General features: G+C 69.2%; 12 protein-coding genes and 1 pseudogene. 10 read left to right on the top strand and 3 right to left on the bottom strand.

Annotated elements, in window-relative coordinates:
* The first annotated feature begins 409 nt into the window (after positions 1-409).
* The 3 genes and pseudogenes from SY2F82_RS36510 to SY2F82_RS39765 all read left to right on the top strand — a co-directional run.
* Entirely contained in the window at positions 410-3,028 is a 2,619-nt protein-coding gene (locus tag SY2F82_RS36510; RefSeq protein WP_200423396.1) for a LamG-like jellyroll fold domain-containing protein, read from the top strand.
* A gap of 212 nt (positions 3,029-3,240) precedes the next feature.
* Positions 3,241-3,801 carry a maleylpyruvate isomerase N-terminal domain-containing protein gene (locus tag SY2F82_RS36515; RefSeq protein ID WP_308437811.1) on the top strand — a complete coding sequence of 187 codons (561 nt, stop codon included), beginning with the start codon at positions 3,241-3,243 and terminating at the stop codon, positions 3,799-3,801.
* Positions 3,708-3,905: pseudogene (locus tag SY2F82_RS39765) on the top strand (hypothetical protein); the annotation flags it as partial. The gene SY2F82_RS36515 and the pseudogene SY2F82_RS39765, both read left to right, overlap by 94 nt.
* Before the next feature lie 150 nt (positions 3,906-4,055).
* Here SY2F82_RS39765 and SY2F82_RS36520 read toward each other — a convergent pair.
* Positions 4,056-4,778 carry an SMI1/KNR4 family protein gene (locus SY2F82_RS36520; protein ID WP_200423397.1) on the bottom strand — a complete coding sequence of 241 codons (723 nt, stop codon included), beginning with the start codon at positions 4,776-4,778 and terminating at the stop codon, positions 4,056-4,058.
* 352 nt (positions 4,779-5,130) lie between these two features.
* Here SY2F82_RS36520 and SY2F82_RS36525 point away from each other — a divergent pair, with 352 nt between their 5' ends.
* From SY2F82_RS36525 to SY2F82_RS36535, 3 genes are all read left to right on the top strand, one after another.
* Positions 5,131-5,775: a dihydrofolate reductase family protein gene (locus tag SY2F82_RS36525; protein WP_200423398.1), complete on the top strand. Its 645-nt coding sequence runs from the start codon at positions 5,131-5,133 to the stop codon at positions 5,773-5,775.
* 64 nt (positions 5,776-5,839) lie between these two features.
* The gene (locus tag SY2F82_RS36530; RefSeq protein WP_200423459.1) at positions 5,840-6,253 is read left to right on the top strand and encodes a hypothetical protein; all 414 of its coding nucleotides are present in this window, start codon (positions 5,840-5,842) and stop codon (positions 6,251-6,253) included.
* Positions 6,254-6,368: 115 nt separating this feature from the next.
* Positions 6,369-7,574, top strand: a complete 1,206-nt coding sequence (locus SY2F82_RS36535) for a permease (protein WP_200423456.1) — start codon at positions 6,369-6,371, stop codon at positions 7,572-7,574.
* Positions 7,575-7,871: 297 nt separating this feature from the next.
* Here the strand turns inward: SY2F82_RS36535 and SY2F82_RS36540 are convergent, their stop codons facing one another.
* Positions 7,872-8,564 carry a TetR/AcrR family transcriptional regulator gene (locus SY2F82_RS36540; RefSeq protein WP_200423399.1) on the bottom strand — a complete coding sequence of 231 codons (693 nt, stop codon included), beginning with the start codon at positions 8,562-8,564 and terminating at the stop codon, positions 7,872-7,874.
* 53 nt (positions 8,565-8,617) lie between these two features.
* On the opposite strand from SY2F82_RS36540, the gene SY2F82_RS36545 reads away from it, so the two are divergent.
* From SY2F82_RS36545 to SY2F82_RS36555, 3 genes are all read left to right on the top strand, one after another.
* Complete coding sequence (locus SY2F82_RS36545) at positions 8,618-9,736, top strand: NAD(P)/FAD-dependent oxidoreductase (protein ID WP_200423400.1); 1,119 nt, start codon at positions 8,618-8,620, stop codon at positions 9,734-9,736.
* 120 nt (positions 9,737-9,856) lie between these two features.
* Positions 9,857-10,342 carry a DUF2975 domain-containing protein gene (locus tag SY2F82_RS36550; RefSeq protein WP_200423401.1) on the top strand — a complete coding sequence of 162 codons (486 nt, stop codon included), beginning with the start codon at positions 9,857-9,859 and terminating at the stop codon, positions 10,340-10,342.
* Positions 10,342-10,605, top strand: coding sequence for a helix-turn-helix transcriptional regulator (locus SY2F82_RS36555; RefSeq protein WP_200423402.1), 264 nt, complete (start codon positions 10,342-10,344; stop codon positions 10,603-10,605). Before SY2F82_RS36550 ends, SY2F82_RS36555 begins: the two co-directional genes overlap by 1 nt.
* Positions 10,606-10,709: 104 nt before the next feature.
* Here SY2F82_RS36555 and SY2F82_RS36560 read toward each other — a convergent pair whose 3' ends face one another.
* A complete protein-coding gene (locus SY2F82_RS36560; RefSeq protein WP_374707237.1) occupies positions 10,710-10,976 on the bottom strand; it encodes a DUF5937 family protein in 267 nt (88 codons plus the stop codon).
* Positions 10,977-10,993: 17 nt separating this feature from the next.
* Between SY2F82_RS36560 and SY2F82_RS36565 the strand changes: the two genes are divergently transcribed.
* Positions 10,994-11,464, top strand: a complete 471-nt coding sequence (locus SY2F82_RS36565; protein WP_200423404.1) for a hypothetical protein — start codon at positions 10,994-10,996, stop codon at positions 11,462-11,464.
* Positions 11,465-11,500: the final 36 nt, after the last annotated feature.

Below are 11,500 nucleotides of genomic sequence, written 5' to 3' on the forward strand. Positions count from 1 at the left end.
ACAGCGCTCGATCCTTGGCTTGCTGCGTATCACGTGAGCGTGTACCGCCCTCCTCGCATCAGCGTGCACGCGGGCACCCGCTGAACTGCTGGACCGGCACCTGTACCCCCTGCTGCCACCTACCGCCGTCCCCTGCCCAGAAGACCCGCTCTTTACATCTCGAGAGCCGACGCAGCCCAACGGAGTCCTGCTACGCGTCTGCCTCTTGAGAACCAGGGGGCGAACGAGGCGTGGAAAAGCATTGCCATTCGAGGGGTATTGACGGGCCTCGCCGACACCTTAAGATCCCTGCTGCTCGAAGTAACGATCAATGTACGGCATATCGAACGAGGTTGGTTGGCGGCTTCGGCAGGCTGCCCTACTCCGGCCGGTACGCAACGCAACGATCCGTCACAAAGGAATGAGCCGCATGCCTTCAGAAGCCGGAGTGCCCCGCAGAACCGTCCTCACCGTCCTGGGCGCCGCCTCCCTCGCCGGAACCTTCGCCGCCGCCGCTCCCGCCCGCGCCGCCACGCTCACCGGCACAGCCCCAAGCGCCACGGCCGCGAACCTCCCCGCCGCAGCCGCCCACTGGACCTTCGACGAAGGCTCCGGCACCTCCGCCGCCGACTCCTCCGGCAACGGTCGTACCGCGACGCTCCAGGGCGCGGCCGGCTGGGACACCGGCAAGGTCGGCACCCACAGCCTGAGCCTCACGGCAGGCGGCAACGCCACGGCGTCCGGGCCGGCCCTCGACACCTCCAAGGGATTCTCGGTGGGTGCCTGGGTCAACCTCGCTCAACTCGGCGGCTACCAGACCGCCGTCAGCATCGACGGCAAGGTCGTCAGCTCCTTCTACCTGGGGCTGCGCGATGACACCGGCACCTTCGCCTTCGCCCGGCTCGACTCGGACGCCACGCAGAGTGCCGCGGTGGCGGCCGCCGCTTCAGCGCCCACCACCAGCACCTGGACCCACCTGGTCGGCGTCAGCGACCCGACCGCCGGCGTCATTCGCCTCTACGTCAACGGCGTGCTGGAGGGGGAGACCGCCTACACCGCGGGCTGGGCCGGCAGCGGCGACACCGCCATCGGCCGTGCGCTCTACGGCGGTGGGCACGTCGACCAGTGGCACGGCCTGATCGACGACGTATGGATGTTCCCGTCCGTCCTCACCTCCGACCAGGTCGCCGCGCTGGCCGGGGTCCCCGTGGAGACCACGACGCCGCTGCTGAGCGTGGACGTCGGCACCCCCGCCCACGCCGTGTCCCCGATCCTCCCCGGCTTGATGTTCGAGGACATCAACCACTCCGGCGAGGGCGGCATCTACGCCGAACTCGTCCAGAACCGCTCGATGATGGCCAGCGACACCACGCCCGTCCACTGGTCCGCCGTCGGCGGAACGACCCTCGCACTCGACACCACCACCCCGCTCAACGCCGCGCTCAACCGTTCCCTCAAGGTCGTACTGCCGAGCAGCACCGGTGCCGGAAACCGGGCCGGCGTCGCCAACGACGGCTTCTGGGGCATACCCGTGCGGCCCGGAACCACCTACACCGCCCGGCTGTTCGCCAAGGCGTCACGACGCATCGGCCCGCTCACGGTGGCCATCGAGTCGGCGGACGGTGCGACGGTGTACGCGTCCGCCCACGTGTCCCACATCGGCACCGCCTTCCCGGACCGCCCGTTCGAGCTGACCCTGCGCACCGGTTCGAGCGCCCCCGTGGTCGGTGACGCAAGGCTGACCGTCACCACGGCCGACCCCGCCGGCGCGGGCGAGACCCTGTGGCTCCAGCACGTGTCCCTCTTCCCGCCCACCTACAACAACCGGCCCAACGGCCTGCGCATCGACCTGATGGACAAACTGGTCGCTCTGAAGCCGAAGTTCCTGCGCTTCCCCGGCGGGAACTTCCTCGAGGGCAACACCATTGCGACACGGTTCAACTGGAAGAACACCATCGGTCCGGTCTGGGAGCGCCCCGGCCACATGGACGACGCCTGGGGCTACTGGTCCACGGACGGCCTCGGTCTCCTCGAATATCTGGAATGGGTCGAGGACATGCACGCCCAGCCGGTCCTCGCCGTGTTCGCCGGCTACTCGCTCAAGGGCGAACACGTCACCGGCGACGCACTCAAGCCGTTCATCCAGGACGCACTCGACGAGATCGAGTACGTCACCGGCCCGGTCACCAGCACCTGGGGCGCACGACGTGCCGCCGACGGACACCCCGAGCCGTTCCCGTTGGAGTACGTCGAGATCGGCAACGAGGACTGGTTCGACTCCTCGGGGTCGTACAACGAGCGGTTCGCGGCCTTCTACGACGCGATCAAGGCGAAGTACCCGCATCTGAAGCTGATCGCCTCGACGTCCGTGACGAGCCGCACGCCGGACCTGATCGACGAGCACTACTACCTCGCGCCGTCCGCCGCCCAGGCCTCCACCCACAAGTACGACAACCGGGACCGCAATTCGACGAAGGTGTTCGTCGGGGAGTGGGCCGCGCAGGAGGGCCGCCCCACACCCGACCTCAACGCGGCGCTCGGCGACGCCGCTTGGCTGGCCGGGCTGATCCGCAACTCGGACCAGGTCCTCATGGAGTGCTACGCGCCGCTCTTCTCACACGTCAAGAACAACGTCTGGGCCACCAACCTGATCGCCTACGACAACCTCACCAGCTACGTGTCGCCCAGTTACTGGGCACAGCACATGCTGACGAGCAGGCTCGGCAACACGGTGCTGCCGGCCACCGCACGTGCACTGCCCGGTCTCGCCACCGTGGCCACGCGCTCCGGGAACCGCCTCTACCTCGCGGTCGTCAACTCCGGGACGGAGAAGGTGAACGTGCCGGTCGAACTGAAGGGGCTGGCCAAGGGGGTCAAGAGGCAGGCCACCGCGACGGTCCTCACCGGCCCCTCGCGCGCTACCACCAACACGCTGACGGAACCCGACACGCTGGTGCCCAGGACCAGCACCGTCACCGGCGCGGCAGCGTCCTTCACCAGCACCGTGCCGCCGCTCTCGGTCACCGTACTGGAGCTCATCCTGACCTGAGGCGATGTCCGAGGCGGCAACTTGCGCAGCTGCTGGTCCGGCCTCGCTGCATCATGACGAGCACTCAGACGAGCACTCAAGTGAGGGCGGCGCCCCTGGCGCCGCCCTCTTCGTCAGGTCCACGGGCCACTGCCGGGGAGCCTGATGACGGTTCGCGAAGGCCGGCACGGGGCGGATTGGTGGCCTTCGCTACGCCGGGACCAGGCCAGGACTTGCTGCGGCTGATCGACGAACGGTCGGCCGCCTTCCGCGCCGCGGTCGCCTCCGCGCCCAGCCTCGATGTTCAGGTGCCGACCTGCCCCGAGTGGACGCTGTTCGATCTGGTGCGGCACCTGGAACCAGGGGCGCCGCTTCTGGGCCGCCACCGTGGCGGCGGGCCGGCCGACGCTCCCCTGGCCGAGGCCACTGCCGAGCGCGCCATGGCGGCGCCCCGGGGGCGCGAGGCCCTGCTGGCCTGGTCGGCCGCATCGACGCAGCAGCTACTGGACGTACTGAGGGAAGCCGGCCCGGATCAGGGTTGCTGGACGTGGTGGGGTGCGTCGCAGTCACCGCAGACCTGCGGTGCCGTCGCCCGGCACCAGCTTCAGGAGGTCGCGGTCCACACCTACGACGCCCTGATCACCCTGGGCGCCGCGCAGGCGCTGCGGACGGGGTGGCACTCGACGGTGTCGACGAGTTCCTGTCCACCTGCGTCGCGACGACCAGCGCCTGGCCCCACAAGCCCACTGCCTTCGAGTTCCACGCCACCGAGGGCCGCTGCTCCTGGCGCCTGACGGTCGACGGCGACGGCGCACGGTCCACCCGTCTGCCCGCGACCGCTCCCGGTGAGGGCCCGGACGCAGCCGGCGCCTCTGTCCGGGGCACGGCCAGCGAGCTGGTCCTCTTCATCCACGACCGTATCCCGGCGCAGTCCGTGCAGATCGACGGAGACGCAGGGCGGATCTACCTGCGCACTCCGTCGCGCTCGCTACGTGATCGTCTTACCGATCCGCATGACGAACATGCCGACACCGGTGGTGGGCGTGCTTCAGCCGACCCAGGGGCCCGGGAGTTCTGCGCGGATGGTCTCAAGATCGGAAATCGTGTGCCCACGCGCGTGGATCCAGGACTGGTCCTGAAGGCCGTCCCGGCGCACCAACCGGCCGGGAGCCGCGTACCAGCGGACCGGCGAGTCGTCCTCGCTCGCCCACATGGGATGGTCGGGCAGGCCGACGCGGGCATAGCGGGCGTGGAGATCCGGTATGAGCGCGTCGGGGAGCTCGCAGGCGTCATAGAGACTGTCCGCCGCGAAGAGCGACTCGCTCAGCACCAGTTCGACCCACGCCAGGGACATCCGCTCGAGAAAGGGAATCCAACCCTGATCTGATGCCACCACCACCGGTGGATCGTCCTCCTCGATCTGGGCGAGGGGGATTCCCCAGGAGGCGCAGTCCTGGTTCTCGCGGCGGAAGACCAGGACGCCGCCCAGGGCGTCATCGACGTAGAGGCCAGCCGGCTTGACCAGAGGGTCCTGCTGCCGGGTCAGGTCGTCCCGGCGGCCGATGAGCGCGTACCCCTCACTCAGGGCGGCCGGCAGCTCGAAGCCAAGATCAGCCTCCGCAGCTGCCAATTCGTCTGCGGTGCAGCCGTCTTCCGGCTCCACCGGACGGCTCATCCATGCGTCGGCGAACCAGCGCACGAACTCCCAGGTATGGGAGCGGGTACCCACTCCGCCTCGCAGAGCCACCGACACATCAGGACCGTCCAGCATGCCGAGCACGCTACCGCCTTCCTCAACCGTGCGGCGAAGCACATCAGGCCCGGCTCCCGATCGTCGGCGACTCAACTCGGCCCGCCGACGACATGAGATGTCTGACCTTTCGGCTGCCCGGACCCGCGGCATGTGCTGTTCGAGGAATCGGATGTGCGAACCTGGATCAAGGCCTACGGCATACCTGTCGGGTGTCGTGAACGCTGAGCGCGGGACAGGCGGTGACCGGTGCACCGACGAGGCTGTCGACGAGCACGAAGCTGGGTGCTGCCGCAGCGATGAGTCTGCCGACGCTCACAGGTCCACCTCCCGACCGACACAACCGAGACAACCAACTCATCGGGAGCAAGGCATGGGCCAGATCCACATCGAACTGTTCGCGACCCTCGACCTCGTCGGGCAGTCGCCCGGCGGCCCCGACGAGGACCCGGTGGGGTTCCCGTTCGGCGGCTGGCAGGCCCCGCTGCTGGACGAGGTCGCCGGGGCGCAGATCGGTGCCGCGTACGAGGGCACGGACGCCCTCCTGCTCGGCCGCCGGACGTATGACATCTTCGCCGCGTACTGGCCGTACCAGGAGGGCGGCGAGGACAACGAGATCGCCGCGCTTTTCAACAGCGTCCCGAAGTACGTGGCCTCCCGTGGCAAGCCCGACCTCTCGTGGGCCGGGTCCACGCAGCTCGGCCCGGATCTGGTCGGCGCGGTGCGCGAGCTCCGTGACCGGCACGAGCACGTGAAGGTCGTCGGGAGCCTGAACCTGGTGCAGACCCTGTTGCGTGAGAAGCTCTTCGACCGTCTCGACCTCTGGGTGCACCCGATCGTGCTCGGCGTCGGGAAGAAGGTGTTCGACGGTGGCGCGGTGCCTACGAACGTCAAACTCCTCGAACCGCCGGTGGCCAGTCCGAAGGGCACCGTGTACCTGCGTTACGGGCTCGCCGCTGGCACGCCCGAGACGGGAGACATGAGCGCACCCGATCGCGGCGTCGGGCGCGACGACTGAAGTCGGCCCCCAGGGCAGGTTTCTCACGTCGGTGGTTGATCCGCCAGGTCGCCGCCGTCACGCAATGGCGTGGCAGGCCCCGCCGTCCTGGCGGGCCCAGGAGGGAGGAGACGCCTTCCGCGGTGCTCAGGTCGGCCTACACCGCGTGTGCGCCGGTCTCCTTCAGCTCGGGCGTGACGGCGCGGGCGGCGCCCACGACCCGAACACCTTCGCTGATCGGGCACCTTCCGTGGTCGACGCGATCCGCTCCGATCTGACCGCATTCCAGCACGTCCACCCGACCATGGCTGCCGACGGCACCTTGAGTGCGGAGCCGCGCTCGCCCACCCTCACCCGGCCACCAAGTGAGCTGCGCCAACAGCGCCCGGACCAGTCCTTCCACGCCGAGTTGCCCACCTCCGGCAACTGGCGGGTATTCCTGCGGCTCCAGGCCCGTGGCAAGCTCCATACCGCCGCCCTGACTCTGCGCGTCGGCTGAACCCAGGCGGGGTACCGCACACGGTGGCGTCCAGGCACCCCGGCCCGCCGAACGCGCACCCACAGAGGGCGTGTCTGTGGGCGGCGGGCCGCACCTTGGGAGGAAGGCTTCACAGATGCACGCCGTACTGCACGCACTGTCGATTGCCGGGTCCATGACCTGGGAGATCACCTGGGCCCTGGTTCTGGGCTTCGCGCTGTCCGCTGTCGTCCAGGCCGTGGTGCGCAAGTCCACCGTGGTTGCGCTCCTGGGCGACGACCGGCCCCGCACTCTCGCCCTCGCCGCCGGACTGGGCGCGGCGTCTTCGTCCTGCTCCTACGCGGCCGTCGCGCTGGCCCGCTCACTGTTCCGCAAAGGCGCGAATTTCACCGCCGCGATGGCTTTCGAGATCGCCTCCACCAACCTGGTCGTCGAGCTCGGCGTGATCCTGGCCCTGCTGATGGGCTGGCAGTTCACCGCCGCCGAATTCTTCGGCGGCCCGATCATGATCATCCTGCTGGCGGTCCTGTTCCGCATCTTCCTGCGGGACGGACTCCTGCACACTGCCCGCGAGCAGGCTGAACGCGGGCTGGCCGGCTCGATGGAGGGCCACGCCGCGATGGACATGTCCGTTCACCGTGAGGGCTCCTTCGCCCGGCGCCTGTTCTCCCGCGAGGGCTTCACCTCGACCTCGCATGTCTTCGTCATGGAGTGGGCGGCGATCCTGCGCGACCTGATCGTTGGCCTGCTCATCGCCGGTGCCATTGCCGCCTGGGTTCCCGATTCCTTCTGGCGCAGCTTCTTCTTCGACGGCCACCCTCTCGCTGCCAAGCTGTGGGGCCCGATCGTCGGCCCGCTGGTAGCGATTGCCTCATTCGTGTGTTCCATCGGCAACGTGCCGCTGGCGGTGGTGCTGTGGAAGGGCGGCATCAGCTTCGGCGGCGTGGTCGCGTTCATCTTCGCCGACCTGCTGATCCTGCCGATCCTCAACATCTACCGGAAGTACTACGGCGCGAAGACGGCCGCCTTCCTGCTCGGCACCTTCTACCTCGCGATGGTCATCGCCGGGTACATCGTCGAATTCGCCTTCGGCGGGCTCGGCCTGATCCCCCACCAGGCCGACGCGAAGATCCCCATGGAGGGCGTGAGCTGGAACTACACCACCTGGCTCAACATCGCCTTCCTCCTCCTGGCCGCGGTGCTCCTGGTGCGCTTCTTGCGCACCGGCGGGCTGTCCATGCTCCGCATGATGGGCGGCACACCCGACACCGGCCACGATCACACCGGCCATCTGCAGCATGGGCACCCAGCAGGGGATACGCACGGCGAGAACCACCACTGAAGTGCGGCCTCCACCCGTGGGTGGAGGGTCGATTCTGCCCACGGGCCGATCCGTGAACCGCCGTCGACATGCTGGAGTACTTCTGTGACTGCCCTCTTGCCGCGCGTCCTGCCCAGCCCAGACGGCACCCGCGCCGACTCGGGCGCCGGCTTGCGGCCCTTCCACGACGCGGCCCGAGGAACGGACGCTTCCGGCGCTCCGATGGCAGCGCCAACGTCATGAAGTGGTGGTGGCGCGATCCCGCACGGCCCGTGGACGACGACCCCGACCTCGCTCACATGCGGCAAGAGCTGAGCGTCACGCCGGCGGCCCGGTGAGTTTGGCGGCCACGGCGTCGAGGACCCAGTCCAGGCCGGTCGCGAAGGACGCCTCGGCGTCCACGTCCGTGCCGTCGTACACGGCCTTGGCCAGCGCCGGGAAGCGGCCCGTGGCCAACATTCTCGTCACATGCGGGCCGGAGGCGCGCTGCCAGTCGCGCTTGGACAGCCCCGTGGCGCGCTCGGCCCGCAGGTTTGCGATCTCGCGCCTGATCGCGCCGGTGAAGTAGGCGCTGACAGTCTCCACGGCGCGCATGACGGTGTCGATGTCGGCGAGGCCGTCGAGGGCGGCCAGCGTGGCCTCGGTCACGGCGAGGCCGTTCGGGCCCAGGGTCGGGCGGCCGCCGAGCAGGTCGGCCAGCCATTCGTGACGCAGAGCGGTCTGCCTGGTGCGGTAGGCGAGGATGCGCAGCGCCTCCCGCCAGTCACCGGGCTGCTCCTCGGGGAGGATCTCGGCCTGGACCTCGTCCACCATGAGGTCGAACAGCTCCTCCTTGGTGGAGATGTATCCGTACAGTCGCATCGGGCCGGCGTTCAGCCGGGCCGCGACCTTGCGCAACGACACCGCCTCCAGCCCGCCTTCGTCGGCCAGCGCGATGGCGGCGGCGACGATCCGCTCCCTGTCCAGCGGCACGGGGCGAGTCGGCGGCTCCGGCCGGTCCCACACAGTCATGGTGACATCGTACTGTTGCGATACACCGTAAAGAAGCAATACGGTGTATCGCCATGAGACATCGCATCGCAGTGGTCGGGAGCGGCCCCGGCGGCCTTACCTTCGCTCGCGTCCTGCACCGCCATGACTACCCCGTCACCATCCTCGAACGCGATTCCGCCCCCGACGCCCGCCCCCCGGGCGGCACGCTGGACCTGCACGAAGGGCTGGGTCAGCTCGCGCTGGAAAAGGCAGGGCTGCTGGCGGAGTTCCGGGCGCTGTCTCGTCCCGAGGGGCAGGCCATGCGCATCCTGGACACGGACGGGACCGTCCTTCGCGACTGGCGACCCCGTCCGGATGACCGGGCCAATCCCGAGATCGACCGCGGGCAACTCCGTGACCTGCTGCTCGGCCCTCTCGACGTTCGGTGGGGGCGGGGCGTGACAGAGGTGGTGCCGGGGACCCGGGATGGCGTACTCGTCCATTTCGCGGACGGGCGACAGGAGACGTTCGACCTCGTGGTCGGCGCGGACGGCGCCTGGTCCCGGACCCGCCCGGCAGTTTCATCGGTGACGCCGCACTACACCGGCGTCACCACGGTCGAGACCTCCCTCGACGACGTCGACACCCGCCATCCTCGCCTCGCCCGGTTGATCGGCGACGGCTCCGTGGCTGTGTACGGCGTGAACCGAAAGCTCGTCGCCCAGCGCAACAGCGGCGGCCACGTCAAGGTGTACGCCCAGTTCCGCGCTCCGCTGGACTGGCACGCGAACCTGGACCTGGCCGACGCCGAGGCCGTGCGATCGAGTCTTCTGGCTCTGTTCGACGGTTGGGCCGCTCCCGTCCTCGACCTCCTCCGCCACGGCACCGCTTTCGTCCACCGCCCCCTCTACGTCCTGCCCGTGTCCCACACCTGGACCCACGTCCCCGGGGTGACGCTGCTGGGCGACGCCGCCCACCTGATGCCCCCATTGGGGGCGGGCGCGAATCTCGCGATGCTGGAAGGCGCCGAACTCGCCGAGTCCGTCGCCACCGGCTCTGGAGACCTGGACGAGGCCGTCCGCGCCTTCGAGGAACAGATGTGGGTACGGGCCGGCAGGTGGGCGAAGATCACGACGGCCGGTCTGGAACGCCTTGTGAGCCCGGACCCCGCAGAAGCCCTCGCCCTCTTCGACCAAGTCCAGCCATCCTGACTGAGCAGATCCCATCCTCCATCCCAGTCCTTGCCTATCGCAGTCCTTGCTTATCCCAGCCCTTGCTTAACCTATCGATATTCGATAGATTCCCATCGCGTTTCGATGGAAGGGTGGGTCATGGGAAAGCTGACAGTGGGTGCGCTGCGCGCCGTACTCGTCGTGGTGCTCGCCGGCACCGTGTTCGTACAGGCATCGATGGTGTGGGCGTTGGCCACCGACCCGGAGAACGGGTCGCTCCCACTGACCCCGCTGCGCCTGATCACGATTCTGGGCATGGTGTCGGTCCAGGTCGTCGTGGTCTGCGTATGGCGGCTGGTGACGATGGTGCGACGCGGAACCGTGTTCTCCCACGCCGCCTTCCGGTACGTGGACGTCGTGATCGGCGCGATCGTGGCGGCTGCCCTCGTGTGGTTCGCGGTCACGGCCATCAATGCGCCGGGCCAGCGGGCCGACCCCGGCGTCACCGTCATCATGGGCGGGGTTGGCGTGGCGATCCTGGGAGTTGCTCTCATCGTGCTCGTGCTGCGGATGCTGCTCGCCCAGGCCGTCGCGCGCGATGTCGAAGCGGCGCAGATGCAGGCCGAGCTGGACGGGGTGATCTGATGCCGATCGTCGTCGACATCGACGTGATGCTGGCCAGGCGGAAGATGTCCGTGGGCGAGCTCGCGGACCGCGTCGGTATCACGCCCGCCAACCTGGCGGTACTCAAGAACGGCCGCGCCAAGGCGGTGCGCTTCGCGACGCTCGCCGCGCTCTGCGAAGTGCTCGAGTGCCAGCCGGGCGACCTGCTGCGCTGGGAGGCCGAGGACGCCGCGAGCGGATACCGTGCCCAGGGCGGGCGTGAAGACGCCTGGCGCCACCGGTGATCTCCGCCTCGGGTGGCTCGGTCAACGCGTCCTTCAGCGGATGATCGAGGTCAGCACGTCCACGCCCAGGTGCATGAGGCAGTCGGTGTCGAGCCGGTGGTAGATCAGTCGACCGTCCCTCCGGGAGGTGAGCAGGCCGGCCTCGCGCAATCGCCCGAGGTGGCGGGAGACCTGCGGCACAGCGGCAGCAGCACCCGGCAGCGCCGCCGGTTCCACAGTGGTGCGTAGACCGCGAGGAGGCTCTTGGACTCCGCGGACAGCTCTGCGCTCACGCGTTCCAGCCACGGGCGCACGTCGAGGTGGTGCTCGGGCTCGGCCATGGAGTGCAGGCACGCCATCAGCTCGGCCAACGGTGAGAGCCCCACCGCCACATCCTGAGGCCGGGATCGTGCACGCCGGCACCGGAGACACCCTCGCCGAGGCCTGCGCCCCCCGGTTCCTCACCACCCCGGCCGGCCGCGTCTCGCTGGTCTCCGTCGCCTCCCGCTTCGAGGCCATGTCCCGCGCCGCCGACCCGCTGAGCCGCGTCCCCGGCCGCCCCGGCGTCAACGCCCTGCGCACCACCCGCTACGTCGCCGTCCCCGCCGCCCGTCTGCATGAACTCGCCCTGATCCGGGACGCGTTGCCACCCGGTTCCGTACGCGCCTGCGCACTGGAGGCGGGCCGCCGCGACGACACCGTCACGCTCTTCGGCACCCGCTACTACACACTGGGCCAGCCCGCGCGACGCCGACCGCGGCATCCCCCGACCGGCCGACCCGCCCGGCACGGACCGGATTCTCCGACGTCTGCAGCGGCTCTCCACACCGTTCGGAACCGAGATCACGATCAAGGGGGGATCGGTCACCTCAGCCTCTGAGTGCCTGCAGACCGACAACGGGACCAGCACCGCACA

Origin of the sequence: Streptomyces sp. Y2F8-2 (assembly GCF_014905555.1) — a bacterium.
Taxonomy (GTDB): domain Bacteria; phylum Actinomycetota; class Actinomycetes; order Streptomycetales; family Streptomycetaceae; genus Streptomyces; species Streptomyces cynarae.

Excerpts from the sequence above, each read along its gene's own strand:
- SY2F82_RS36510 (WP_200423396.1), top strand. The coding sequence starts at position 410 with ATGCCTTCAGAAGCCGGAGTGCCCCGCAGAACCGTCCTCACCGTCCTG.
- SY2F82_RS36520 (WP_200423397.1), bottom strand. The coding sequence starts at position 4,778 with ATGCTGGACGGTCCTGATGTGTCGGTGGCTCTGCGAGGCGGAGTGGGT.
- SY2F82_RS36525 (WP_200423398.1), top strand. The coding sequence starts at position 5,131 with ATGGGCCAGATCCACATCGAACTGTTCGCGACCCTCGACCTCGTCGGG.
- SY2F82_RS36530 (WP_200423459.1), top strand. The coding sequence starts at position 5,840 with ATGGCGTGGCAGGCCCCGCCGTCCTGGCGGGCCCAGGAGGGAGGAGAC.
- SY2F82_RS36535 (WP_200423456.1), top strand. The coding sequence starts at position 6,369 with ATGCACGCCGTACTGCACGCACTGTCGATTGCCGGGTCCATGACCTGG.
- SY2F82_RS36540 (WP_200423399.1), bottom strand. The coding sequence starts at position 8,564 with ATGACTGTGTGGGACCGGCCGGAGCCGCCGACTCGCCCCGTGCCGCTG.
- SY2F82_RS36545 (WP_200423400.1), top strand. The coding sequence starts at position 8,618 with ATGAGACATCGCATCGCAGTGGTCGGGAGCGGCCCCGGCGGCCTTACC.
- SY2F82_RS36550 (WP_200423401.1), top strand. The coding sequence starts at position 9,857 with ATGGGAAAGCTGACAGTGGGTGCGCTGCGCGCCGTACTCGTCGTGGTG.
- SY2F82_RS36555 (WP_200423402.1), top strand. The coding sequence starts at position 10,342 with ATGCCGATCGTCGTCGACATCGACGTGATGCTGGCCAGGCGGAAGATG.